A 23378-nucleotide genomic window follows, 5' to 3' on the forward strand; every position below is an offset into this window, starting at 1 on the left:
CGTCGAATGAGCGCTATCTTTGGCCAGTATTCTTTGCCGCGAGAGCCGCTGAACCAAGAGGATCTGCAAATCATGCTGCAGACATATAAAAGCAAGTATGAGTATGATCGACTGCAAATACGGGAGACGAAGGGCGTGGGGCTAGGCTGCTTGCTTCAGTGCGTTACGCTGGAATCCCGGCAAGAGGAGCTTCCATTCCGCGATTCCGAGTCGAATGTCTGGATTACGGCGGATGCGATCCTCGATAATCGAGAAGAGTTAGTACGCCTTCTCGGATTACTGCCGGGGGAAGGCGAGATCGTGACCGACAGCCGGCTTATTCTTGCATCGTACTTGAAATGGGGGGATCGATGCGCGGAGAGGCTGAACGGTATTTTTGCCTTTGCGATTTTTGACGGCCGGAATGACGAGATGTTGCTCGTTCGCGATCAACGCGGCATGCGCTCTCTTGCGTATACGATCCGCCAGTCGACGCTTTATTTTGCAAGCACCGTTGCACCTATAGCGAAAGTCGCACCTAGTCGGTATTCGAAGCAATGGCTTCAAAATTATTTGACCGCACCGTTCGTCGCTCCGGATACGGACGAATACAGGTCCATCTACGAAGGCATTCGTTACTTGCCGCCTGCCCATATTATGAAGGTAAAGGACGGAAAAGCCGCCTTCAGACCATACTGGACGCTGGAGCGGCCTTTCGAACTGTCGCTGGCTTCGGACGAGGATTACGAAGAGCGATTCCGCTCTCTTCTGGAGGAGGCAACGAAAGCTTCGCTTCGCACCGATAGCTCCGTCGGCATTCTCTTGAGCGGGGGGCTGGATTCTACGACGGTAGCGGCTGTCGCTGCGCCAATGCTTGAGCGAGAGGGAAGACGGCTCCATTCCTATACGCATGTTCCCATCTCGACATTTAAGCATAATGGAAAAGAATTGGTGAACGAACGACCTCTGGTTGAAGAACTAATAGACATGTACCCTTCTATCTCGCCGACCTGGGTCGAGAATGAGGCTTTGCATGCTTTTAATGTAATCGATGACTGGGTGGATATTTTAGACCAACCGTTTTCCTTTTTCGGTAATGCGCCCTGGATGCTGAGCTGTTATGAGCAAGCGGCCAAGAAAGGCCATCGCGTGATGCTGAATGGAAAAAACGGAAACGGGTCGATCTCCTTTGGACCTTTGAACGCGCACTATAGTTATTTGCGGAAGCACGGCAGATGGTTGGAGCTGGCGCGAGAGACATGGCATCAGAAGAGGCTTAGGGATATTTCATGGTTGCGAGCAATGAGAATCGTTGCAGGCAATGCTTTATCGCATCGTGGGTCTAGTAAATTAATTGCAGAGGTTAGGGCGGGATTATCACTCGTTTTTTCTCCTGTGATATTGGAACATTCGACTTGGAATGACATGCAAAACAAGAAGGATTCGCCATTCGACTTGATGCTGCAATTAAGTGCGCCTCATAAAACGCATCATCAGGGAGTCATTCATACGCTCCTTTCGTTAAAATACAACATCGTTACACGAGATCCAACCGGATATGTGCCGCTGCTTTCTTTTCTGGCTTCGCTGCCATTTGAGCAATTTGTTTCCAAAGGCGTCCACAAACGTTTGCTGCGTCGCGCCTATTCCGATAAGCTCCCGGCGTCGATACTAAATTTAACGAGAGACAAAGGCATTCAGTCGGCGGATTGGCTGCATCGAATAGAACATGAGCATGATTCGATCCTGTCAGCTTTTATGGAATGCATAGGAGATTCGAACATAAGAACTTCTTTAAATCAAAGCATAATGCAGTCTGGAACGGATCAGCTACGTTCGTTATTGCGACAATGGTATCCGGCTTCGTCGATTTTTCGATGCATTACTATTGAGCGATATATGCGGCACGGCTTTAAAGGAGGTGAACAACGATGAAAAAGGCTTGGATTACTCCACAACTGCAAGAGCTGAAGTCTGATATGACGAAGCATGGGGCTGGAGGAGGTTTTGACGGCACTACGATTTCTGCTAGCTAACTTCAGTAAGTACGTGAAGGAAAAGGAATCAGAGTATAACGCTCTGGTTCTTTTTATTTGTGTAAGAATTCCTGGATTCGATAAGCACGGAATGGCCTCCTCGCAGTCCGGACGGATTGCTTCAAAAAAGGTGTTGGACGAGATTTTCAGCGGGCCGTGCTTTACAATGCAATTAAAATAAATTATCATATAACTATAGTTACTTAAAAAAATAAAGTAAAATATCAGATAAATACCAAGGACGTGAATAGAATGGATAAATTTCATCAAAGCCCCAATGTCTTTGTAGGAGAGATCCGTATTAAGGTGATGGAACTGGATCGTGCAGTATCCTTCTACGAAACGATAATTGGATTGAAGGTGCTGGAGAGATCGGCAGGGAGCGCGGTTTTAACTGCGGACGGGAAATCGCCATTAGTTACGCTTGAACAGCCGAAGGATGTTATTCCGCTTGCCGGACGACACTCGGGATTGTACCATTTTGCGCTGCTGCTTCCAACGCGTGCCGATCTTGCCGTATTTTTGCGGCATCTGATTCAGACGGGTTACCCATTCGGAGCTGCGGATCATTATGTGAGCGAAGCATTGTATATTACCGATCCCGACGGGAATGGGATTGAAGTATACGGGGATCGTCCTTCGTCGGTGTGGAAATGGGAAAATGATTTCGTGGAGATGGCGACGCTTCAACTGGATGCGAGGGGGATTCTGGAGGAAAGCAGCGAGCCCTGGAACGGTCTTCCTGCGGGACCATCATGGGCCATATCCACCTTCATGTCGGGGATCTGAAGCAGGCGGAACGCTTTTATAACGATATTCTTGGCTTTAAGACGGTGGCTTATTACCCGCAAGCCGCTTTTATGTCCACCGGAGGTTATCACCATCATATCGCAATCAATACTTGGCAGGGAGCAGGGGCGCCGACTCCGCCGAAGAACATGGTCGGTCTGAATGGGTATACTCTCGTATTCCCTGATGAAGCGGCTAGGCAGAGGGCGATTCGTCTTCTGGAGCAATCCGCCGTATCGGTCGAGAACAAATCGGACGAATATTGGACGAGTGATCCTGCGGCAATCTGATAAAATTAGTATAGGAATCGAAAGACGAGCGAGGAGAAAACAATGGAAATAGGAATATATACTTTGGCCGATCTATGTCGAAATCCGCATACCGGGGAAACCGTTAGCGCGAGACAGCGCCTCCATGAAATCATTGAGATCGCGAAGCTGGCGGACGAGGCAGGGCTTGATGTTATCGGCGTGGGCGAGCACCATCGTCTGGAATATGCGGTATCGTCTCCTGCCGTCGTCCTTGCTGCGATTGCGCAAGTAACGAAGCGCATCAAGTTAACATCGGCCACGACGGTGTTAAATACGGTGGACCCGGTTCGGTTATTCGAGGATTTTGCTTCACTTGATCTCTTGTCGGACGGACGGGCGGAAATTATAGCGGGACGCGGGGCTTTTATAGAGTCGTTCCCCTTGTTCGGCTACGATGTGAACGAGTACGACGAACTGTTCGAAGAGCATCTGGAGCTGCTGCTGAAGCTGAATGCGTCCGAGAAAGTATCATGGAGCGGCCGTCATCGCCCTGCCCTCCATGAAGCTGATATTGCGCCGCGCCCTGTTCAGGATGAAATTCCGCTATGGGTTGGTGTCGGCGGCACCGCGGAGAGCGCCGAACGGGCGGGGAGATTCGGAACCAATCTGGCATTGGCGATACTGGGCGGCGATCCGCTCCGGTTCAAGCCGTTCGTCGAGCTGTACCGTCAAGCGGCGGATCAAGCCGGGCATGCACGAGAGACCATGAAGGTCGGAGTGACCGGGCATACTTTTATCGCAGACACCACGGAACAAGCCAGGGATGAATACTACCCGTATTACGTCAATTACTGGGAGGAAGTCAATCGGCAGCGCGGAGTGAGCTCCCAGCTGTCAAGAGCCGATTACGATCGGATGTCTGCTCCGGACACCGCGCTATTCGTAGGAAGCTCCCAGCAGATTGTCGAGAAAATATTGCGTCAGCACGAGCTGTTCGGTCACCAGCGATTTATTGCGCAGCTGGACATCGGCGGCCTGCCGTTCGGCAAGGTAGCCGACAACATTGAACGGCTGGCGGTAGAGGTGGCTCCTGCCGTTCGACGAGCAACGGGAAATGCAAACCCATAACCGCGTGAGGTTATGGGTTTCGTGGTGGAGGCGAGCCCGCCATACGCGGCAGGCTATTACCACTTGAAGTCCGTTCGTTGGAAAGTGGTGCCGAGAAAGGAGGCAAATCGTTCAAGGCATCTTATCACGCCTTCATTCATTTCGCTATTCACGGAAGAGGGGTTTTCCCACCACCAGTTTTTAATGGATAATGGAGCATTTTGTTGATATTTTACTGGCTCGAACCGAGCCACAATCGTATCGCCATATACGACAGGCAATACATAGTAACCGTATTTTCTTTCCGCTGCCGGCTTATAAACCTCCCATCGATAATCAAAGTCAAACAGCTCCTTGATCAGCACGCGATCCCAAAGCAAATTATCGAGCGGAGCAAGTATTCTTGACTGCTTCTCAGTCGAAGTCGAAGCATGGGTCAATGCCCGATCCAGGACGTCGAGATCGGCGCTTCGGATATAGAGAGGCTGCTGGAGTCCTTCAACCGTGATCTCCGTAATCTTCTTTGCAGCAAGCAGTCTTGCAAAGGATTCATTTCGCTGGAGGCTTTTCATACCGCTGATCCCAAGCCAAGCGTCGCTCGGTCTGTTCCAAAGCAGCCCTACGCTGCCGATACGGCGAAGAACATACCAATCGTAATACTGTTCATCCGTCTCGAAAGGGTCGGGCAAGGCGTACAAGTCTTGAGGAATTACTCGCTCCGCCAGATCGTAGTATTTGCGAGTTCTCGCTTTGTGATGAATGACAAGATGACCCGCATGATACATCCCTTCCAGAGCGGCGCGAGACAATCTGGTCGGGCCCCACGCCCAATCCACTTTCTCTTCGTAATCCAGATCCCCCGAACACAGCGCCCCCCGGGTTTCGATCTCGGTATATACCCGCTCTATAGCGCCTTTATTAGAATGGCACCAAGCTTGGTGGCTGCTCCGGCATCTCGAAAAAAATGGCCAATCCTCCAGAGGGAAGATAGACATGTTCTTGTCCCAATAGTCAATGAGCTTTCGATCCTGGTATAACAGCTCCCAGAGCATGCTGCGGTCGAAATCCTTGATCCGGGACTGAAGGACAAGCTCCGGGTTCATGCCCACGACATTGAGCGGATCGAATTGTATGCATCCGACTCGGCGGATGTAAGACAGGATACCCTCTTTTCCCATGGATTCGCAACCATCGTTCAACCCTTGATAGAACAACAAAAATGTTCTTGCCTGAAGCTTGGTTAACATAATGGCAGCCATTTCTTCATCTCCAAATATTCAGCGTCTTTATCCGTCTTCGAGTTGCAAGCGTGGAAATTCCTGTAACCCACCGCTTACAATCATTTTTCGTCGGTAACAAAAGATAAATGAGACAGTCATTTTGTAAGAGAAATGGCACGACTTCATCGAAGCATGGTTCAAGGTGCCCGTATTTACAATTAAAGCTTGAGCCGGGATTCCAAGTAATCGATATGTTTTTTCACTTCCACCCAATTCGAAGCGCGAAATACGAGATCGTTAGCGACGGACAAATTATAGGGCTGTTCGTATAAAATAACAGGCTTATTGGCTAGAGCAAACTCCTCGGCGTAGTGAGGGCCATCGTCAATGAGCACATCCACTTTGCTATTGATGCATTCCTGCAGTTTGTTCTCGACGAGCGTAATATGGTGATAATTAATCTTGTGATGTTTTAGCCATTCGATGGTAACGTCGCGAAAATGATCGGGCCGTGCCGTAATAATCGATAGATGATGCCGATTAAACAGCTGCTGCAATATTTCTACCGCCATGGGCAACGGCGCCGAGTTCCAATGAATGTCATGACCGTATTGATTATAGATGGCATCGCGCTCTGCTTTGTTCCATCCATATAACCGGTATAAATAGAAGTCGTTAACATCGGCGTGCGTCAACGATCGACCGGACGCTTTGTTGTAATAGTGCAAGTGCGCCGAAGTGGCGTCGAGCACGGTGTTGTCTAGATCAATGCCAATGCGCATAGGTTAACAACTCCTTAATGTTTGAAGAATGGTAACATGAATAGTATGAAATGGAAAGAGAGTAAATGTCCGATGTATACGGACAGCAACCTTTCTAAATAAAGGTGCGTACTACATAAGGAATAATAAACCAGAAAAGGGTGCTGTTGATGGCGGTCGGTCGCAAGATAAGGCAATGGATCAGGCTCCGGGCAGGAGTCATGTTACTTTTAACGGCGGGCTTGTTCCTAAGCGTAATGCCGACGGCAAGCGCCGATCCGGTCGAATGGAACGGAAACGATCTAAGCTCTTTTTTTAATCGTTTTTTTGAGGGAAGGATGAACAGGACGCCGGGAGCCGTCGTTATCGCTGTAAACAAGGATGGGGAGTTGTTCTCGCATGGTTATGGCTTTGCGGACAAGGAGCGCAAGCGCAAGGTCGATCCGGATCAGACTGCATTCCGCGTCGGATCGGTGTCGAAGTTGTTTACGGCGACGGCGGTCATGCAGCTGGCAGAGCAAGGGAAATTGAAGCTGGACGAAGACATTAATAATTATCTTCCTTTTCGCATTCATAATCGCCCCGGCCATCCGATTACGCTTGCCCACCTTCTTACGCATACGGCAGGCTTTGACGAGACGGCGTTAATCTTCAATTGGAACTGGCCTCCGCCGGAAGATGCGGACTTGGGGAATTTCGAAAACACATTTTCGCCGCCTGTCCTTAGAGATCCCGGTACAGTCAAAAGCTACAGCAATTACGGAATAAGCCTTGCAGGATATATCGTTCAGAGGCAGTCCGGCGTTCCGTTCGCACAATATGTGAAGGAGAATATTATTCACCCTCTCGGGATGGATAGAAGCAGCTTTTATCCGTCTGCAGAGCTGCTCTCTCGTCTTGCCGTCGGATATGATGCGCACGGGTTGCCGATTAGGGAAATGGCGCTTAATTCGGCTTATGTGCCGGCGGGGGATTGTACGCGACAGCTTCCGATATGGGCCGTTTTATGAGAGCGTTCCTCAATGGAGGAGAGTTAACGGGACAGCGTATTTTGCAGAACGATGCGGTGGCGGATATGACATCCTTGCACGCTTCTTTTAATCCCGCTCTGGGCGGTATGGGATATGGCTTCTATATGAATGAGCGGAGCGGGATGCGGATTCTTCAGCATGGCGGGGCGATCCCCGGATGGCACAGCATTCTGTGGATCATCCCCGAACTAAATATCGGCGTCTTCGTTGCCGTCAACGGGGAGGGTGAACCTGGCTTGCCGGACGAGCTAATGAATACGTTTCTGAATGAAAACGTGACATGGACAACACCTGCGTTCGCGTTGGAAAGCGGGCAATCTTCAAATGCGCTATCTTCGGCCAAGTATGCCGGCAGGTACATTCTCAATCGGCATCTATCCGATTCGGTTTTCAAGATCGCAACGCTATGGCAGGATATTCGTCTGAAAGTTGCCGCAATTGATGACGGCTCATTGCTCGTCAGCGGCACAGACTATTCCTGCATCTGTACCAATAAGGGAAGCGGCTTATGGCACAACACGCTTGGCACCGTAGCATTTGCTTCTTACGAGAACGATGACGGGTTTTATTTGCAGCTCTCCGGCAATCCGACCGCCGATTATCGCCGCATGGCCTGGTATGAGGATGAGAAGCTTCACTTGGCGGTAGCCGCCGGGTTTGGGCTGCTGTTCGTGCTGGGGACATTGGCATGGATCGGGTTCAGCCTTCGTTTCAGAAAGCTATGGCGCTCGATTCCGGGCATTGTATGCGGCATTTACGTGATTTTTATTGCAGGCATTCTAGCAGAATTAAACACGTTAGACATGGGAAGCGCTACTCCGGCGAGCTTTTATTTTATTCTAAGTCTTCCTATTATTTCGGCCCTATTGATAGCTCTTGAGCTTGTTCGGTGGGTGTACGAATGGAGACAACGGAAAATCGCGAGCAATCGGAGTGCAGTGGCTATCGCCTTCATCCGATTGGGCCGAGGTCTTCTAATTACGGCGCAAATCGCTTTTCTTATTTACTTGAACTATTGGAATATGCTCGGCTGGTCGGGACTGGAGTAGAGGAGCATCCGAGGGGCAGCCGCCTATTTTTATCAAATTCAGATAGCAGGTGACCGCGTATTAAACTACTTTTTGTGTGCAGCCGCAACAAGTGGCGCAGCTTAACGGCAGAGAAGATTTTTAACGGATATAACGGGTATGAAGTGAGATCTGCGGGAACAGAAGAAAATGCAAGAATTAAGGTCACCGAGGGCCATATCGGGTGGTCGGACTTGATTTTTGTGATGGAAAAGAAGCATACGCGCAGGCTAAGGGAGAAGTTCTCGGATAAGCTGCGGGGAAAACAAATCGTCTGTCTGGATATACCGGACGATTACAAGTTCATGGATGAGGATTTAATCGAGATTTTGAAATCGAGAGTATCGGATTATATAGAAGTTCCGGAGGAGTCCTCGTAAAATGAAAATCGTACAGCTGTCGGCTATCGTTGGAATATGGAGCGCGGTCTTTCTGAACGGGTGCACGGACGAAACGTCGACTTCCGCGCCGTTGCCATCATCGTCTTCGATCTCAAGCGCATCGCCGTCTTCCGTTTCGGCTGACAGCGGTTCCCGGATCGAGCAAGTCGATTTTCATAGCGCTGCGCTGGATAGCGAGATGAGCCTGTCCGTTTATCTTCCGCCTGCGTACAGTCCAGCTGTCGAATACCCTGTACTCTACCTGCTATACGGCTACGGCGGCACCCATGACTCTTGGTTTACTTATCTCCGCATCAACGAAGCTTCCGACCGATTAATTCAAGAAAATCGGATAGATCCGGTTATTATTGTCTCTCCGGATTACGGAAACAGCTTTGGCGTAAACACGAAAGCGGGAGAGAGCAAAGATCCGGGAGGCGTAAGTATCGGTCCTTACGAGGATTACCTGATTCAAGACGTTGTCTCTTATGTGGATAGCCATTACAGTACCCGGACTTCTCGAGACGGAAGATATATCGGCGGGGCATCCATGGGAGGCTATGCCTCATTGTTCCTGGGTCTCACTCACCCTGATCTCTTCAGCAAGATAGGCGCCCACAGCGCCGCAATCTGGAACTATACGTCAACCGACCAATTCACCGATCAGAGGGATTGGCTCTATGCGAACGAAGCTCTTCGAGACGAAAGAGATCCGTTCAAGCTGGCCGAATCCGGCAAGCTGTCGGGAACCCGGATCTACTTGGATGCCGGAGAAGCCGATGCGCTGGCGGAGAAGGATCGCAGCCTCTATGAGCGGCTTAACGACTTGAATGTCGATGCGCAATGGGTCTCTAATCCAGGCGGGCATGATGCGGCGTACTGGTCCGGACAGCTGGAATCTTACTTGCTCTTCTATGCAGGCAAGGAATGAAGCATTTCAAAAATAGGAGGAATAAGGATGCCTAAACAAACCGTGGCCGAGCGCTTGAAAACGTTAGGAATCGTGTTGCCCGACGCTAGCGAGCCTGCGGCCAGATATGCCAACTTTGTCAAAGTGGACAAATTGCTATTTCTGTCGGGAAAGGGGCCTGCCGGGAACCCCAAGGGAAAGCTGGGGACCGATTATACTACCGAAGAAGGCTATCAGTTCGCCAGGCAGGCCGGAATCGAAGTTCTCGCTGTGTTGAACTCTGCGCTAGGTTCCTTGGAAAGAGTGAAAAGAGCGGTCAAGATTCAAGGCTTCGTTAATGCTTCCCCTGATTTCGAAGAGCACCATAAGGTATTGAACGGCTGCTCGGATTTGATATTGGATGTATTTGGCGAAAAGGGATTACATGCGCGCTCCGTGCTCGGAGCCGTCTCCGTGAGAAACAATCTTCCGATTATTATTGATTCGATCTTTGAGGTTGAGGAATAATTCTGGCGGGGGGAAGTTGAGGGTGAATCGACCGACTGTTGGCCTCCCTCCCCTTTCTTAATCCCAAATGCCTTCCCAAGCCTTCCTCAGCAAGCGAGCCCCCTTATCTATCCCATTTTCATCCATTCCCCCGAATCCCAAATAGATTTGCGGATGCTCCGAACGGTGCGGCTTCATCCACATCTCGGGCAGGTCGTACACCCGGACTCCTTCCTCCGCCGCAAGCCTCACCAGAGCCTCGGAAGGCTGACGCGTTTTGACCGTTAGCTGGATGTGGAGGCCGGCGTTATGGCCCGTGATTTGAACCCGATCTCCAAAGTGGGCGCGGATCGTCTCGATAAACCGATGATGCCGTTTGCCGTAGATTTTGCGCATTCGGCGAATGTGGCGGTACCAATGGCCTTGCTCCATGAACGATTCCATCGCCCATTGATCGATACGGGACGGTCCGTCCAATAAATACTGTACGTTCTTCATTTTATCGACAAGCTCCAAAGGCAGCACCATATAATTCATGCGCAATGCCGGAGTAAACGCCTTGGAAAAGGTACCGACATAAATAACTCTTCCGTCGCGATCAAGCCCTTGCAGCGAGGGGATCGGCTTGACGAAATAACGGAATTCCCCGTCGTAATCGTCTTCGATAATATAAGCGTTTCGCTTTCGCGCCCACTGGAGCAGGAGTTCGCGTTCGGGATAGGGGATCACTCGCCCGGTAGGGAATTGATGAGAAGGCGTTACATAAACGGCTTGTGCAGGAGAGTTGTCCAGCTCCTCTACAGAAATCCCTTGATCAACCACCGGGATGGGAGCAATTTGAAAGCCATTGCTTATCAAATGCTCGCGGACAGGGGCATAGCCCGGTTCCTCGAAGGCGACAGGACCGATTCCCGTCAAAAGCTTGGATAGAACTCCTATACAATAGCGGATGCCGGTACCGATGACGATCTGCTCGGGCGTGCAGACGACGCCTCTTGAGTTTCTCAAATATTCGGCCAGGACGCTTCGGAACGAGTGCTCGCCCTGGGGATCTCCATACTTGCAGATTTTGTCCGGGGAACGATCCAAGGCATCGTGAAGCATTTTACGCCAGATGCGAACGGGGAAGGAATGCTCGTCGATAGCGGAAGGCCTAAAATCGATGCTGAAGGGTTCGGATGTCGGCGAGGGCGGAGAGTGCGGATGCTCCCCGGGTGCTGAGCCGCTGTCCTTGCTCGGCCGATAAGGCTTCACTCCAAGCGGATTGGCCACATATAAGCCCGATCTAGGCTTGCTGACGGCGTATCCCTCCGTCAATAGGATCTGATAGGCGGTTTCGATCGTTGATTTGCTGATGTTCATTTGCAGCCGAAGCGACCTGACGGACGGAAGACGGGAACCGTAAGGAACGCCGCCGCTTCGAATTTGATCCCGAATCTGAGTGTACAGCTGCATGTACTGCGGCTGGGAGGAATGAGCAGTCAGGTTAAGATTAAGCATGGGACGCGGACCTCCTCGGCAATCTGACTTCAAAAAAGTATTCGTAACTGACCCTTTGTAGAGGGTCAGTTTTAGTATAAAGTGTTCATTAGGCTACATCAACATTTAGGAGACGAGGCGACGAATTCATGAGCGAAACTCTAAATCTCAAACATAAAATAGGAACAGGCATAACCCCGCAAGCGTTCATCGACGGCATGACGAGAAATCGGGATGAGTTGCTTGGCTGGTACAACCGTTTTGCATGGAAAGATGAGAACGAGGCATTTTTCCGCGTTGCGGGGGAGAGCGGGGATCTGCACGGTTTCATTTTGTGTACGGATTGGTGTCCGGATGTCATCTGGAACGTGCCCGTTCTGCTTCATGTCATGGAGCATAGCCGGATTTCGACGGAAGTGCTGCTTATGGAGCAGCATTTGGAGACGATGGATCTGTTCTTGACGGATGGCGGTCGGGCACAACCGATTGCGGTTTTTGTGAGTTCCAATGGGGATGTGCAGGGACAATGGGGGGCGCGGCCTCAATATATTCAGGCTGTCATGAACGATTTCCGCAAGCGCAATCCCGACCGCGAGGCGCCGGATTATCAGGAGAAGGTGACCGATGTACGCAATGAGATTGCTCTTATGTATAATTCGGGAACCGGGTACCAAGACGTTATCGTTCAAGAGCTGCGCGCCGTGTTTGCCGCTATGCCGGGCATAGGAGTCCGGGAGGCCAACCCGTGATGATCATGACGATGGAAGAAAGATCAGCCTATTTGAAAAGGTTGGGGATTCGGGAAATTCAGGCTCCCACTCGAACCTTCTTATTCGAGCTCCACAAGGCTCATGTGAACAAGCTGTCGTGGCAGACGATCGATATTTTTGCCGGTCAGCCTGCGTCCATGGATGTGCGGGAGTCCATTCAACTGATGATCGGCGGCAGAAGCGGGTACTGCTTTCAACTGAATGGGGCGTTCTGTGCGCTTCTTCGTTCCTTGGGTTACAGGGTATCCATGCACCGGGCCGGTGTGCAGCCTCTTGGCGAAGCGCCGAGGGTCAACTCTTTTCATCTTGGCTTAACTGTAAGCATGGCTGGGGAATCGAATGAGGAAGACGAAACCTGGATCGTAGATGCAGGACTCGGAGATATGCCCTATGAGCCTATTCCGCTTCGAATGGGCGAGTATGAACAAAGTCCCTATACTTATAAGGTAGTAGAGTCCGGCGTAGTCCGGGACGGATGGCGGCTGGAGCACGACCCGTTCGCTTCCTTCGCCGGGGTCGATTTTGCGCCCGGGATCGTACAGGACATAAGCGAATTCAACTCCAAGCATGAATATTACAGCCAATCTGCGGAATCGCCATGGACGCAATTGCTTCTGGTTCGGCATCGGCATGAGCAAGGAAGCAACGAGCTTAGAGGCTGCATCTGGAGCAAGCGCGATCGCAGCGGTATCGAGAAGACGGAAATTCGCACGAAATCGGATTGGTTTGCATTGCTGGGGGATGTGTTCGGCGAGCGCCTGGTTCGATATAGCCGTCAGGAACGGGACGAGCTGTGGCAGAAGGTCAAGCGCAAGCATGAAGAATGGAAGAGGTCAAATCTGTAGGAACGGGGAACCGTGCGATTTCCTTGCGCAGAGGCTGCTTCATTCCAATGGACTGTCGAATTCGATATGGCCGCCAGGGAATCCTTAATATTTCGAGTTGACGGCGAATTAGGCTGAAAAATGATAAACTGTATTTACTATGATCGGAAAGGCGGAAGTGGGATGGTTCATACGTTCGCTATCGAGCCTCAGACGTATATCGCTTTCGAGAACGAGGCGGAGCAGTTGGATAAGTGCAAAGAGTGGGGGCTGCTGTCGGATAAGGCGACGAAGTCCAAAGCGTTCTATTACAAGGGCAACGGCAAGAACGAAGCCTGCAGCATCGTAGGATACGTCGACAGGTTCGTCGCTGTCATCGAGTTCGACAACAAGCAGAAGCATTGCATTCATCCTTCCTACCTGAAGGAGATGCAGGCATCGAGTTACGGCCAGAAGTATGCAGCCCGGGCGGAATCGGAAGATTTGCAGGAGCAAGCCGAGGCGGAACCGGAGCTCCATGCCGTGCAAGAGGAGCCTGAGTTAACCGTTGCGGAAGAGGCTCCGCCAACGAAGGAGCTTCCGGCGGCCGAAGAGCCCGCGAAGGCCAAAGCGCCGAAGACAAAGGGGAAAGTGCAGCTGCCGGAGGAAAAAGTCAAAATGACCGCAACCGTGAAAGAGTTTGCGACGGTGCCGAATCATTTTTCCGATAACGACGACGAAGTGGTCATCTACGAGGCGGTCGCTATTCTGGATTCCGAGACCGTCTTGGGCGAGGCTTGGTCCAGCCACAGCGCCACGATCAAAAAATTGGAGCTTGCCATCGGCGACACGATTACGTTCGAAGGCAAAGTCGTAGCCAAGAAGCTGACCAAGCATCCTGTACCCTACAAGATCAACAATCCCGCGAAAATACAGAAGGACGTGTGAGCAAATGATCATCGTAACGATTCCAACGCCTAACGTGACCATTACGAAGCAAGAGAACCCGCAGGAAAGCCATATTTACGGGTTCACCGAGTTTCATCTGATCCCCAGGGATGTGGGCGGCATATTCATGTTCTACAACAAAGACGAAGAGCTGTTGTTCGTCGGCAAGGCTCGGAAGCTAAGACCTCGAATCAAAAAGCATTTCGAGGATTCGGTATCCGTCATCAAAGCGCATAGGGACGAGGTTGCGAAAATCGAAGTGTGCGTTATCGAGAACCCTGTGTACAGAGAAATTTACGAGACGTTCATTATTAACGATCGCAAAGCCAAGTACAACGAGGATAAGGTGTTTTTCAGATAGATCGGAAAGAAGCGTTCGGATTATTCCATGCGCCGCGCCGCTTTCCGCTATCGCGAACAAGTCCGGCTGCATCGGATCGTTTTTTGCCGATGCAGCCGGACTTGTTGCGTTAAGGTGTCAGACAGGCATTGTTAGAGAGATGCCGGCAACGCGATCGTTCTCGTAGTAGATGTGGAATCTCAAATAATCGTCAATTTTGTAGCTCCACTTGGAGTTAAGCTGTAGATTGGGCTTACCCAGCTTTTCGAGCACCTGTTTCTTCGTGAGACCGACTTTAATGTGATCGGAAGTGCTCGTATAGTCATTCAGGAAGAAAATACTGTTCAGCGAATAGACGATTGCATTTCGCTCATTGTAGCGCAGATCCACAACGAAGTTGGCTACGCTGTTATCGACTACGTTGTAGGAGTAATAGTTAATCGTCGGAAACGCCTTGTTCAAATAAGCTTTTCTCGACCAGCCGTTGTAGTCCAAGTCGTTTATTTCAAATCGTTTGATGTCGTAGCTGAAGCTTTCGTCGACAATCGCGCGGCTTTGCTCCATCTCCCGATCCGCTTGCGCGGTTAGACGCTCTACCTTAGCTAGATCGGACTCGGGTTTCAGCAGGAAGTACATCAAGAAAGCTACTTTGTCGTCCGCGTAATAAAGCTTGTCGTTAAACTTGTAGGTGTTAGTGTCGAGATCGTAAGGGATGGCATAAGATCTGTCGGGAGTATGAAGTCGAAGGACAGCTCCGTTCTTGCCCGACGGCTGCTCGTACGCAAGTGCCTTATCCAGATTTGTGTAGTACAAATCCTTCAAAATAAGGAATACTCGATCCTCGGGGATGGTTATCACCTGCAATTGACCGGTTCGTTCTACGGTGATCGACCGAACCTTCTCCGTATCGAAGGGCAGCACCTTGCGCAGCAGACCCCAGTCCGCTTTCAGCTTCACATAAGAACCGGAGTCGTCGGGCGCGGCTGTTGGCACGGACGTCGGCGTTGGCTGAGGGGGCTTCGCCTGTACGGGATCGTCGCCGCGGACGTTAACCAGTACCGCTGATACTGCAATGACGAGCAGGACGATGGAAGCGAGCGATACCGTCCACGCCGCGATCCGGGCTCTCGCGGCGCTGCGACCCGTTCCGGCTGCGATTTGCCGCTCGATAGCGTTCATTTTCGCTTCGGTGAACGTTCTCCTTCGAAATGGACCTTGCCGCAGCTCCTTTTCCCAATCGTCGGCAGGTTTATTCATATTCTTCACTCTCCCGTCTATACTCGGACATTTTGCTGCGAGCTCGCGACAGCCGCGATTTTACCGTTCCTTCCGATAGCTGCAGCATTTTTGCAATGTCCTTTGTGCTCATCTCGTATTTGGCATGGAGGACGAGTACCTCACGCAGCTTGACAGGCAGTTTCAACACGTTCAGCCAAACACGAGAAGTCCATTCGTTGTCCATAGCCTCCTGCTCGGCGGACGGACCGGCGCCTTGGGGCATTACCCAGGCAACCAACGTAACTTTGCGCATGAATGCCGTCCGAAGACTATTAATCGCAAGGTTGCGGGTAATTGTAAGCAACCATGTCTTGATCGAGGAGTCCCCGCGAAAAGCTCTGATATTCGCGTGAGCCTTTAGGAACACGTCTTGTGTAATATCGTCGGCCATTTCGTGTTTGCGCGTAAGCAAGTAAGCCAAGTTCCAAACCTCTTGCCCGTAGGAAGCCATCAGCTCGCCAAGCTGCCAATGCTCCATCCGGTCCAGGTGCTTCAAATAGCTTACTTCCAAATTGTCTCACCTCCTATGAATTAGACAACGAGCGCTTCGATTTGGTTCCATTTCCAGTAACTTTTGGCGTTTGAGGGAAGTGTGAGGGGGCTGCCTCCAAAGTAAGTTTTCGTACAAACGAAGATGTTGTGAAAACTTTCTTTTGCCGCCTTCTTGAGTACATGAGGAGAAAGCGAATAGGTAGCGGAGAGATAATTATTGAGTCGTTTCGGTGATGCTGCGGGGATAGATAGCGGAGGACTACTGACCGAATCAGTTCGGTGGAGCTGCGAAGAGATAGGTAGTCGAGCGCTGCTTACCGAGCCGGCTCGATTGCGCTGTGAGGAGAAAGGCTGCCTCGCAAGTCTTGGCAGACTTAGGAGGCAGCCTATTATTATCGGGTAGGCCCGATCGTTATTCGCTTTTCTCGATTCGGGCAAGCTCCTTATGCACGATCGGCGCGACTTTTGTGCCGAGCAGCTCGATGGCGCGCAGAACTTCGCGGTGCGGCATCGTTCCGACGTTCACGTGCAGGAAGAAGCGCGTAATCCCCAAGTTTCGGCGCAGCAGGACGATCTTCTCCGCGACGAATTCCGGATCGCCTACATAGAGGGCTCCTCGAAGGCTGCGCGCCGCGTCATAGGAGTCGCGGCTGTATGGCGGCCATCCCCGCTCGCGCCCGATGACGTTCATCTGGGCCTGCGTCGAAGGGAAAAACAAGTCGGCGGCTTGCTCGGTCGTCTCGCCTACGAAGCCGTGGGAATGCGTCGCGATTTGCAGCGCGTCCGGATTGTGCCCGGCTTTCGCGGCGGCTTCCTTGTACAAGTTGACCAACGGAGCGAACCTTTCGGGCATTCCGCCAATAATGGCGAATGCGATGGGAAGCCCGAGCGCGCCTGCACGCACGGCCGACTCCGGATTTCCGCCGCTTGCGATCCATACCGGCAGCGGAGTCTGAACGGATCGGGGATAGACACCGAGATTCGGAATGGCGGGACGGTGGCCGCCGCGCCAAGTAACCTTCTCCGAGGCTCTGATCGCCAGCAGCAGCTCCAGGTTCTCCTCGAACAACTCGTCATAATCGTCGAGACTGTAGCCGAACAGAGGGAAGGACTCGATGAACGAGCCTCGTCCCGCCATAATTTCGGCGCGTCCGTTCGAGATGCCGTCAAGGGTGGAGAACGCTTGGTACACGCGAACCGGATCGTCCGAGGACAACACCGTAACGGCGCTCGTGAGCCGGATTCGCTTGGTCATGGCCGCCGCGGCGGCCAGCACGACGGCGGGGGCGGTTCCCGCATAATCGGCCCGATGATGCTCGCCGATCCCATAGACGTCAAGGCCGGCTTGGTCGGCGAGCACAATCTCCTCAACCGCATGGCGCAGCCGTTCGGCGTGGCTGATCACTTTCCTTGTCACCGGATCCGGCGTCGTCTCCAAAAACGTGCTTATTCCAATTTCCATCTTAGCCGATCGAGCAGTCATACGGATCATCTCCTTCAGTACGTATAGTGTACTATATATTTTAATGTTTCTCAAATTTAGTAAGGTAAGTGCCGTCGGAGGGGGAACTTACGCAGAATAAAGTTGCCGCCGGCAGATACATACGCGCCATTTACAGAGTGACGCTCGGTATGCTATATTTTTTTACAGAAATGATTTATATTTCTTTCCATTAATCGAATCCAGAAAGGAGGCGATCGTACGCAAACAGCCCCCTACAGCGCGCTTAACCGTATTTTATCCGTCACCAAAGCTTTGGTCCTTCAGCATGGGTGCAAGAAGACGACTCTGAAGGAGATTATATCGAGCAGCGGAGTTTCTAACGGCGGCGTGTATCATTACGTGAAGAGCAAGGACGAAATTTACGGTCTTATTCTGCAAAAGAGGCTTGAGCAAATCGACGAGCGGTTCTACCGGGAAGCCGAGATGAATCTGGAAGGCCCCGTCTCGATTATCGTTAATGAATTGTTCGGGGACACCGACGATTGCCGGGTGTTTCGAAGCGTCTACCTGTACTTGGTCAGCCAACCCGAGAACGAGAGAATACGCCCCATTATTCGCGATTTCTACGATTATTGGCTGAAGCTCGGAAGCGATTGGGTGAGACTTGGACAGAAGGACGGGGTCATTCACCCGGACCTCGATCCGCACCAAATATCGAGCTATATTCTTTCGTACTATGTCGGGCTTTTGGTCAATTCCGCTTATGTAACGGACGACGCAATCTTCCGGCAGGAGCCGATAATCGGCTTTGTGAAAAAGCTGCTGCAACCTTAATCATGGAGGTCATCCCGTGTTGAAAATTCGAATGCTCGCCATCCCTGTTATTTTCGCGCTAACGCTGCTGCAGGCTTGCAACTATTCCGGGTCGGACAATTCGTCTTCTCCGTCGCCCCTCTATTCCAATTCCGCAAGCGTCAGCACTCCCGAGGAAGTCATCGAAGCTTACGCCAAGGGCTGGGAGGATAGAGACCCCGCCGCCGTGTCCGCTTTATTCGCGGATGACGGGCTGTACAAAGATCCGTCCAAACCGTTAGGCATTCGCGGCAAGGAACTGGAAGAGTACATTGTCTACGTCGGGGACACATACAAAGATCACGATTTCAAAAAAGGCGAAACCGTCAAGATCGACGCAACCCACTACCGGTTCGACTGGTGGTTCGAAAGCAAGGAAGGCATCATATCGTTAAAAGGATTCGACGAGGTCGAGATCGTCGAAGGGAAAATCAAGCTTCTGCAAGGCCAATTTTAAAAGCCGTACGGTTGCGCGATAACGGGGCGGCTCCGGCCAACCGGCGCGACAAGGGGCTGTCTCGCGCTTGCGAGACAGCCCCTTGTCGCGGTTTATTCGGTTGCCGGATCTTGCCACACATTAAATTTATTGCCGTCCGGGTCTTTAAACTTGAATTGCAGCCCGCAATCTCCATGATCCGCAAGCGGCTCGACCTCGGCTCCGCTCTCGCGAAGCCTTTTGTGAAGTCCGGCGATGTTCTCCACCTCGAACGTAAGCGAGAACATCTCATACCGTTCTCCATCCCATTGGCGGGTAAAGAAGTTTGCGGTCCTCTTCTCCGCTGCTTCAAGCAAGAACAGCCATTGTCCGTCCCCAAGGATGAGAATCGCTCCGTCAGGCTCGCGCTTTCTTACGGTTAACCCGAATACTTCCTCGTACCATTTGGTCGCCCGCTCCAGATTCGATACGGGTAAATAGTTGCTGAGAACTCTTTTTAGGTGCGGCTTCTTCTCTGCCTCCCGTGGTTGCGCATCAAGGCCGATCAATTCTTTTTCCGCCATAGTTCTTGCCACCTCTCGGTAAAGTAGTTTCGCTATATAGACGATTTCCTTCCAACAAATCCGTCACGTGCAGCTGTATTTTTTTAATTTTTTTCTACGGCCTCATATGGATTGCCGTCCGGGTCGTAAAAAACGAACATTTTGCCGAACCACTCGTCAACCTCGACCGGATCGACCGATACTCCATCTCCGTTTAATTGCAGCCATAGATCTTCGACATCGGAAACGGAGAAAGTTAATCCGGGGCTCGTCTTCGTAAAGGGCGGGGCGCATTCGAGCAAGTATAAGAGCTGCCCCGACTCCAATTGCAGCTGGCCGCGAGCGGTCGTTCCCAATTGAAAATGCCGAACGAACCAGTCCGTCGTCTGTTTTTTATTCGTAACGGGAATGTAGAAGTGCCCCATTCTTTTCAATAGCTGTTCGCATACCGCTTGCCCGAAATCGCTGCCGAGCCGATGAGGCCGGAAGTACAATTCGAAATCGTCGGCAAGGACGCGTTTGAGTGATTCTCTAGAGCGGCGAATTCGGCTTTCAACCGCTGATAGCGACAAATTCAGGAAGCGGCCGATTTCCTTCATGGACCAATCGCTCAAATAATGCAGCACGACGGCGGATTTATTTTTATCCTCCAAAGTCTGCAAGGCATCCCAAAGAGATTCGTGCACAACATGCCGGTCCAGCCATGCATGGACAGGGTCCGATTTCGGGGAATTCGTCTCGTCGAAAGGGACTGTTTTCTTGTTCTTCTTGGCATAGTCCAGGCTCGTGCGATAAGCAATGGCGTAGAGCCAGCTCCCAAGCCGGGCCTGGTTTTGCAGCGTGTGCAGTTGATGGTGGCATTTCAGGAAAACTTCTTGGGTAACGTCCTGCGCCTCGTGAAAATCGCCAATGACGCTGTAGGCAACGGAGAGCAAGGCGTTCGAGTAGCGATTCACGATTGAGCGGAATGCTTCAAGGTCGCCGTTCATAACGCTCAAGGCCAATTGTTGATCCGAGGGGCTTTCACTTTCTGGCATGCCGGTCACCGTCCTGTAGCGCAGGCGCATGATTGGAAAAATAAGGCTACCCTCATAGTAGCGATCCTCTTAATTCCGGTCAATTGTCCCGGCCGCCTTATTCAGGTGAGGTTGTCTCATTAGGCTTCTCTTAAGATTTACGTGCCCTCGCCGTAAATTCTGGTAAAATTTATAGCAGAGCAATAATTCCGGCAATTGGTTTGCCACCGCGGCATACGAAAATTGTTCTGCAAAGGGGCTGCTTCACGATGGGTTCGGATCAACTGTATTCAATCGGACAGGCTGCGAAAATAGGCAACATCTCCATTCAGACGCTCCGATTTTACGACAAGATCGGCTTGGTTGTCCCGAGCAAAATCGACAAATCCTCCGGGTACCGCTATTACTCGAATGCCGATCTTCTATATCTGAAGGTCGTTCAGGACATGAAAGCGATGAATTTGTCGCTCAAGGACATCGGCCATGCCTTGAAGAGCGACAATCTGGACGGACTGCTGGCGAAGCTCGAAGCCAAGCGCGAGGAAACGTCGGATGAGATCCGGCGGCTGGAGCGGATCGGGAAATCGATCGAGCAGAGAATGAGCCGGATTCAGTTTCTCCAGACGCTGGGCAACGGGTTGAAGGATCTTGATATTCTGGTGGAGCTGAAGCATTTTCCAGACCGTCCTGTGCTGTCCGATCGAAGACGCACCGTCTGCGGAATGGAGTCCTCGGCTGCGATTTTTACGGAGATCATCTTCAAAGCGGAAGCCAGCGGCTGGGGCAGCGCCCGCAGCATGCTGACGATCTTTCACGACAATATAATGACTTTCGATCGCGGCGATACCGATCTTGAATTTTGTATTTTGGCTGAAGGTGCGGCTGAAGCGCTCCCTTTTTCTCGCACCATTCCCGGGGGCTCTTACATTACCGCCCTTTATTGCGGGCTTCCCAATGCCGAATCCTGCAAGCGAATCTACGGGAAGCTTCTCGATTGGATCGAGAGCAGCGAATATGTGGAATCGGGGCCTAGCATCGAACAATATTTGGTCGACCCGACACGGCTGACGAATCCCGAGGATTTCATCGTCGAGCTGCAAGTTCCCGTGGAAAAGGGATTGACTCTATAGTTGCTATAGCGTTTATTTTATTTTCATCCGAATCGTCGAGGGAGGAAAAATAAAATGAACGTCGTGCTGGGAACGGGACCGCTCGGAGTGGCCGTCATGAGGGAGCTTGCCGAACGAGGAGAGTCTGTGACAATGGTCAGCTTCAGCGGCAAGGCAAAGCTGCCGCAAGGAGTGCGGATACGGAAAGCGGATCTCATGGACAGAGATCAGGCTGTCGGAGCCTTGAAGCAAGCGAAGGTGATTTATCAGTGCGCGCAGCCTTCTTACCACAAGTGGCCCGCCGAGTTTCCGACGCTGCAGGACAACGTCGTGGCCGGTGCGATAGCCGCCAAGGCTAAGCTGGTAGTCGCCGAGAACGTGTATATGTACGGTTTTGTGAAGGGGAGCATTCGCGAGGAATTGCCTTATGCACCGAATACCCGGAAGGGCAAGGTGCGCGCGGCGTTGTCTCGCCAGCTGCTGAAGCTGCATCAAGACGGGGCGTTGCAGGTCGCCATGGGAAGAGGGGCCGATTTTTTCGGTCCGCACGTGCATCAATCGTCCGCAGGCTCGCGGTTTTTCAAGCCGATAGCGGAAGGAAAAGCTTGCGTGGTCATGGGCGATCCCGACAAGAAGCACTCCTACACCTATATCGACGATTTCGGCAAAGCACTCGTCGTGCTGAGTGAGCATGAGGATGCGTTCGGACAAGCGTGGCATGTTCCGAACGCGGAGGCGGTTACGCCGAGGGAGCTTGCTAACATGGCCTATAAGGCTGCCGGGTTCTCTCCGGTCGTCAAATCGATGGGAAAAGGCACGCTTCGAGCGGCGGGACTGTTCATACCGGGGGCGAGGGAAAGCGTGGAAATGATGTACCAGTTCGAGAACGATTTCATCGTGGACAGCCGCAAGTTCACCGAACGCTTCGGAATGCAGGCCACGCCTCTGGATATTGCCGCCGATCGAACGTTGGCATGGTTTAAAAATAATGTAAAATAGAAGAAAGCAGCTAACGATACCGAAGGAGAACGATAATGTACAACACTTATATTTTCGATTTATACGGGACATTAATCGATATTCATACGGACGAGAATTCACCGGAGCTTTGGGAACGGCTCAGCTTGCACTTTCGTTACAGCGGAATATCTGCGGAGCCGAAGGAGCTTGCAAGAGAATTTCAGGAGGAGATCGGCCGGCAGATGGCCGCTCCTCGCGTAAAATGCGAATATCCGGATTTCGACATGCTGGAGACGTTCGAGACGATAGCCGACCGAAGAGGGGTCAAGCCGGCTCCTGGCTGGGCTGCAGAAACGGTGCGATGGTTCCGGCAATTGTCCATGCGAAGATTGCAGTTGTATGACGGCGTTGAAGAGACGCTCCAAAGCTTGAAGGCTCGGAATAAAAAGATCTATTTGCTCTCAAACGGGCAAAAAACGTTCGTCGAAGCCGAGCTTCGAGTGCTCGGCATCTACGATTATTTCGATGGCATAGCGATCTCTTCGGTAGCGGGGATAAGCAAGCCGGATCCGTTGTTCTACGATTATCTCGTCCAAGAGTACGGAGCCGACCTGTCTTCCGCGGTTATGATCGGCAACGACTCGCGCACCGATATCGAGGGCGCTCGTCGTGCCGGTATCGACGGATGCTATATACACTCCAATAGCTCTCCCGACGTGAAAGAGGTCGATTGCAAATATCAGATCTGGGATGGCGATTTCCATCGGGTTTTAAAGCTGTTATCCTAGTCGGTACGTTCTTCTCGCATGTCCTGTGAATAAAGCCCTGCCGCTGTTGTACGCGCAGGGCTTTACTCGTGTTTGCGTTTAAGAGGGATTTGAAGAATTTTGTC

Annotated in this window: 26 protein-coding genes; 18 read left to right on the forward strand and 8 right to left on the reverse strand. The window is 51.6% G+C overall.

Annotated elements, in window-relative coordinates; translation table 11 throughout:
* Window positions 1–6 precede the first annotated feature (6 nt).
* The 4 genes from D3H35_RS13335 to D3H35_RS13350 all read left to right on the forward strand — a co-directional run bounded on the left by D3H35_RS13335 (window position 7) and on the right by D3H35_RS13350 (window position 4183).
* The gene (locus D3H35_RS13335; RefSeq protein ID WP_158594101.1) at window positions 7–1914 is read left to right on the forward strand and encodes an asparagine synthase-related protein; all 1908 of its coding nucleotides are present in this window, start codon (window positions 7–9) and stop codon (window positions 1912–1914) included.
* 353 nt (window positions 1915–2267) lie between these two features.
* The gene (locus D3H35_RS32405; protein ID WP_233567920.1) at window positions 2268–2804 is read left to right on the forward strand and encodes a VOC family protein; all 537 of its coding nucleotides are present in this window, start codon (window positions 2268–2270) and stop codon (window positions 2802–2804) included.
* Complete coding sequence (locus D3H35_RS32410; RefSeq protein WP_233567921.1) at window positions 2771–3094, forward strand: VOC family protein; 324 nt, start codon at window positions 2771–2773, stop codon at window positions 3092–3094. The genes D3H35_RS32405 and D3H35_RS32410 overlap by 34 nt, the downstream gene beginning before the upstream one ends.
* A gap of 42 nt (window positions 3095–3136) precedes the next feature.
* Window positions 3137–4183 carry an LLM class flavin-dependent oxidoreductase gene (locus D3H35_RS13350; RefSeq protein WP_119149834.1) on the forward strand — a complete coding sequence of 349 codons (1047 nt, stop codon included), beginning with the start codon at window positions 3137–3139 and terminating at the stop codon, window positions 4181–4183.
* 56 nt (window positions 4184–4239) lie between these two features.
* Here the strand turns inward: D3H35_RS13350 and D3H35_RS13355 are convergent, their stop codons facing one another.
* Entirely contained in the window at window positions 4240–5421 is a 1182-nt protein-coding gene (locus tag D3H35_RS13355; RefSeq protein ID WP_119149835.1) for a winged helix-turn-helix domain-containing protein, read from the reverse strand.
* A gap of 179 nt (window positions 5422–5600) precedes the next feature.
* The gene (locus D3H35_RS13360; protein ID WP_119149836.1) at window positions 5601–6164 is read right to left on the reverse strand and encodes a 5' nucleotidase, NT5C type; all 564 of its coding nucleotides are present in this window, start codon (window positions 6162–6164) and stop codon (window positions 5601–5603) included.
* A gap of 200 nt (window positions 6165–6364) precedes the next feature.
* Between D3H35_RS13360 and D3H35_RS33540 the strand changes: the two genes are divergently transcribed.
* From D3H35_RS33540 to D3H35_RS13385, 5 genes are read left to right on the forward strand one after another with little or no spacing between them, the layout of a single operon-like run.
* Window positions 6365–7153 (forward strand): serine hydrolase domain-containing protein, encoded by a 789-nt coding sequence (locus tag D3H35_RS33540; RefSeq protein WP_158594102.1) that lies wholly within the window; start codon window positions 6365–6367, stop codon window positions 7151–7153.
* Complete coding sequence (locus D3H35_RS33545; RefSeq protein ID WP_119149838.1) at window positions 7138–8223, forward strand: serine hydrolase domain-containing protein; 1086 nt, start codon at window positions 7138–7140, stop codon at window positions 8221–8223. Before D3H35_RS33540 ends, D3H35_RS33545 begins: the two co-directional genes overlap by 16 nt.
* Window positions 8224–8282: 59 nt before the next feature.
* The gene (locus tag D3H35_RS13375) at window positions 8283–8621 is read left to right on the forward strand and encodes a low molecular weight protein tyrosine phosphatase family protein (protein WP_119149839.1); all 339 of its coding nucleotides are present in this window, start codon (window positions 8283–8285) and stop codon (window positions 8619–8621) included.
* Window position 8622: 1 nt separating this feature from the next.
* Window positions 8623–9552 carry an alpha/beta hydrolase gene (locus D3H35_RS13380; RefSeq protein WP_119149840.1) on the forward strand — a complete coding sequence of 310 codons (930 nt, stop codon included), beginning with the start codon at window positions 8623–8625 and terminating at the stop codon, window positions 9550–9552.
* A gap of 27 nt (window positions 9553–9579) precedes the next feature.
* Window positions 9580–10038 carry a RidA family protein gene (locus D3H35_RS13385; RefSeq protein ID WP_119149841.1) on the forward strand — a complete coding sequence of 153 codons (459 nt, stop codon included), beginning with the start codon at window positions 9580–9582 and terminating at the stop codon, window positions 10036–10038.
* Window positions 10039–10095: 57 nt separating this feature from the next.
* Here the strand turns inward: D3H35_RS13385 and pdxR are convergent, their stop codons facing one another.
* Complete coding sequence (pdxR, locus tag D3H35_RS13390; RefSeq protein ID WP_119149842.1) at window positions 10096–11517, reverse strand: MocR-like pyridoxine biosynthesis transcription factor PdxR; 1422 nt, start codon at window positions 11515–11517, stop codon at window positions 10096–10098.
* Window positions 11518–11645: 128 nt separating this feature from the next.
* Between pdxR and D3H35_RS13395 the strand changes: the two genes are divergently transcribed.
* From D3H35_RS13395 to D3H35_RS13410, 4 genes are all read left to right on the forward strand, one after another.
* A complete protein-coding gene (locus D3H35_RS13395; RefSeq protein WP_119149843.1) occupies window positions 11646–12245 on the forward strand; it encodes a thioredoxin family protein in 600 nt (199 codons plus the stop codon).
* Entirely contained in the window at window positions 12242–13111 is an 870-nt protein-coding gene (locus D3H35_RS13400; RefSeq protein ID WP_119149844.1) for an arylamine N-acetyltransferase family protein, read from the forward strand. The genes D3H35_RS13395 and D3H35_RS13400 overlap by 4 nt, the downstream gene beginning before the upstream one ends.
* Before the next feature lie 162 nt (window positions 13112–13273).
* Window positions 13274–14017, forward strand: coding sequence for a hypothetical protein (locus tag D3H35_RS13405; RefSeq protein ID WP_119149845.1), 744 nt, complete (start codon window positions 13274–13276; stop codon window positions 14015–14017).
* A gap of 4 nt (window positions 14018–14021) precedes the next feature.
* Window positions 14022–14378, forward strand: a complete 357-nt coding sequence (locus D3H35_RS13410; protein WP_119149846.1) for a nucleotide excision repair endonuclease — start codon at window positions 14022–14024, stop codon at window positions 14376–14378.
* 117 nt (window positions 14379–14495) lie between these two features.
* Here the strand turns inward: D3H35_RS13410 and D3H35_RS13415 are convergent, their stop codons facing one another.
* The 3 genes from D3H35_RS13415 to D3H35_RS13425 all read right to left on the reverse strand — a co-directional run bounded on the left by D3H35_RS13415 (window position 14496) and on the right by D3H35_RS13425 (window position 17610).
* The gene (locus D3H35_RS13415) at window positions 14496–15614 is read right to left on the reverse strand and encodes a hypothetical protein (protein ID WP_119149847.1); all 1119 of its coding nucleotides are present in this window, start codon (window positions 15612–15614) and stop codon (window positions 14496–14498) included.
* Complete coding sequence (locus tag D3H35_RS13420) at window positions 15607–16146, reverse strand: RNA polymerase sigma factor (RefSeq protein WP_233567922.1); 540 nt, start codon at window positions 16144–16146, stop codon at window positions 15607–15609. The genes D3H35_RS13415 and D3H35_RS13420 overlap by 8 nt, the downstream gene beginning before the upstream one ends.
* A 393-nt stretch (window positions 16147–16539) precedes the next feature.
* Window positions 16540–17610 (reverse strand): LLM class flavin-dependent oxidoreductase, encoded by a 1071-nt coding sequence (locus D3H35_RS13425; protein ID WP_378125283.1) that lies wholly within the window; start codon window positions 17608–17610, stop codon window positions 16540–16542.
* A 252-nt stretch (window positions 17611–17862) separates the two neighbouring features.
* On the opposite strand from D3H35_RS13425, the gene D3H35_RS13430 reads away from it, so the two are divergent.
* Both D3H35_RS13430 and D3H35_RS13435 read left to right on the forward strand, forming a co-directional pair.
* Complete coding sequence (locus tag D3H35_RS13430; protein WP_267901419.1) at window positions 17863–18405, forward strand: TetR/AcrR family transcriptional regulator; 543 nt, start codon at window positions 17863–17865, stop codon at window positions 18403–18405.
* Window positions 18406–18421: 16 nt separating this feature from the next.
* Window positions 18422–18880, forward strand: a complete 459-nt coding sequence (locus D3H35_RS13435; RefSeq protein ID WP_119149849.1) for a nuclear transport factor 2 family protein — start codon at window positions 18422–18424, stop codon at window positions 18878–18880.
* A gap of 92 nt (window positions 18881–18972) precedes the next feature.
* On the opposite strand, the gene D3H35_RS13440 is transcribed toward D3H35_RS13435, so the two are convergent.
* Window positions 18973–19422, reverse strand: a complete 450-nt coding sequence (locus D3H35_RS13440) for a VOC family protein (protein WP_119149850.1) — start codon at window positions 19420–19422, stop codon at window positions 18973–18975.
* Between the two features lie 83 nt (window positions 19423–19505).
* A complete protein-coding gene (locus D3H35_RS13445; protein WP_233567924.1) occupies window positions 19506–20438 on the reverse strand; it encodes a sigma-70 family RNA polymerase sigma factor in 933 nt (310 codons plus the stop codon).
* A gap of 248 nt (window positions 20439–20686) precedes the next feature.
* Here D3H35_RS13445 and D3H35_RS13450 point away from each other — a divergent pair, with 248 nt between their 5' ends.
* Genes D3H35_RS13450 through D3H35_RS13460 form a run of 3 tightly spaced genes read left to right on the forward strand, consistent with a single transcriptional unit; the run spans window position 20687 to window position 23274 of the window.
* Window positions 20687–21547: a MerR family transcriptional regulator gene (locus D3H35_RS13450; protein WP_119149851.1), complete on the forward strand. Its 861-nt coding sequence runs from the start codon at window positions 20687–20689 to the stop codon at window positions 21545–21547.
* Window positions 21548–21601: 54 nt separating this feature from the next.
* Window positions 21602–22525: an NAD-dependent epimerase/dehydratase family protein gene (locus D3H35_RS13455; RefSeq protein ID WP_119149852.1), complete on the forward strand. Its 924-nt coding sequence runs from the start codon at window positions 21602–21604 to the stop codon at window positions 22523–22525.
* A 35-nt stretch (window positions 22526–22560) separates the two neighbouring features.
* On the forward strand, window positions 22561–23274 hold the full coding sequence (locus tag D3H35_RS13460; protein WP_119149853.1) for an HAD family hydrolase: 714 nt from the start codon (window positions 22561–22563) through the stop codon (window positions 23272–23274).
* Window positions 23275–23378 lie beyond the last annotated feature (104 nt).

The sequence above is a fragment of the Cohnella faecalis genome (assembly GCF_003570905.1).
Taxonomy (GTDB): Bacteria; Bacillota; Bacilli; order Paenibacillales; family Paenibacillaceae; genus Cohnella; species Cohnella faecalis.

Bases quoted from the DNA above. Each gene is read 5' to 3' on its own strand.
- D3H35_RS13440 (WP_119149850.1), bottom strand. From the start codon at position 19,422: ATGGCGGAAAAAGAATTGATCGGCCTTGATGCGCAACCACGGGAGGCA.
- D3H35_RS13395 (WP_119149843.1), top strand. From the start codon at position 11,646: ATGAGCGAAACTCTAAATCTCAAACATAAAATAGGAACAGGCATAACC.
- D3H35_RS13460 (WP_119149853.1), top strand. From the start codon at position 22,561: ATGTACAACACTTATATTTTCGATTTATACGGGACATTAATCGATATT.
- D3H35_RS13450 (WP_119149851.1), top strand. From the start codon at position 20,687: ATGGGTTCGGATCAACTGTATTCAATCGGACAGGCTGCGAAAATAGGC.
- D3H35_RS13425 (WP_378125283.1), bottom strand. From the start codon at position 17,610: ATGACTGCTCGATCGGCTAAGATGGAAATTGGAATAAGCACGTTTTTG.
- pdxR (WP_119149842.1), bottom strand. From the start codon at position 11,517: ATGCTTAATCTTAACCTGACTGCTCATTCCTCCCAGCCGCAGTACATG.
- D3H35_RS13455 (WP_119149852.1), top strand. From the start codon at position 21,602: ATGAACGTCGTGCTGGGAACGGGACCGCTCGGAGTGGCCGTCATGAGG.
- D3H35_RS13405 (WP_119149845.1), top strand. From the start codon at position 13,274: ATGGTTCATACGTTCGCTATCGAGCCTCAGACGTATATCGCTTTCGAG.
- D3H35_RS13360 (WP_119149836.1), bottom strand. From the start codon at position 6,164: ATGCGCATTGGCATTGATCTAGACAACACCGTGCTCGACGCCACTTCG.
- D3H35_RS32410 (WP_233567921.1), top strand. From the start codon at position 2,771: ATGGGCCATATCCACCTTCATGTCGGGGATCTGAAGCAGGCGGAACGC.
- D3H35_RS13385 (WP_119149841.1), top strand. From the start codon at position 9,580: ATGCCTAAACAAACCGTGGCCGAGCGCTTGAAAACGTTAGGAATCGTG.
- D3H35_RS13355 (WP_119149835.1), bottom strand. From the start codon at position 5,421: ATGGCTGCCATTATGTTAACCAAGCTTCAGGCAAGAACATTTTTGTTG.
- D3H35_RS13445 (WP_233567924.1), bottom strand. From the start codon at position 20,438: ATGCCAGAAAGTGAAAGCCCCTCGGATCAACAATTGGCCTTGAGCGTT.
- D3H35_RS33540 (WP_158594102.1), top strand. From the start codon at position 6,365: ATGTTACTTTTAACGGCGGGCTTGTTCCTAAGCGTAATGCCGACGGCA.
- D3H35_RS13410 (WP_119149846.1), top strand. From the start codon at position 14,022: ATGATCATCGTAACGATTCCAACGCCTAACGTGACCATTACGAAGCAA.
- D3H35_RS13415 (WP_119149847.1), bottom strand. From the start codon at position 15,614: ATGAATAAACCTGCCGACGATTGGGAAAAGGAGCTGCGGCAAGGTCCA.
- D3H35_RS13335 (WP_158594101.1), top strand. From the start codon at position 7: ATGAGCGCTATCTTTGGCCAGTATTCTTTGCCGCGAGAGCCGCTGAAC.
- D3H35_RS13380 (WP_119149840.1), top strand. From the start codon at position 8,623: ATGAAAATCGTACAGCTGTCGGCTATCGTTGGAATATGGAGCGCGGTC.
- D3H35_RS33545 (WP_119149838.1), top strand. From the start codon at position 7,138: ATGGGCCGTTTTATGAGAGCGTTCCTCAATGGAGGAGAGTTAACGGGA.
- D3H35_RS13350 (WP_119149834.1), top strand. From the start codon at position 3,137: ATGGAAATAGGAATATATACTTTGGCCGATCTATGTCGAAATCCGCAT.
- D3H35_RS32405 (WP_233567920.1), top strand. From the start codon at position 2,268: ATGGATAAATTTCATCAAAGCCCCAATGTCTTTGTAGGAGAGATCCGT.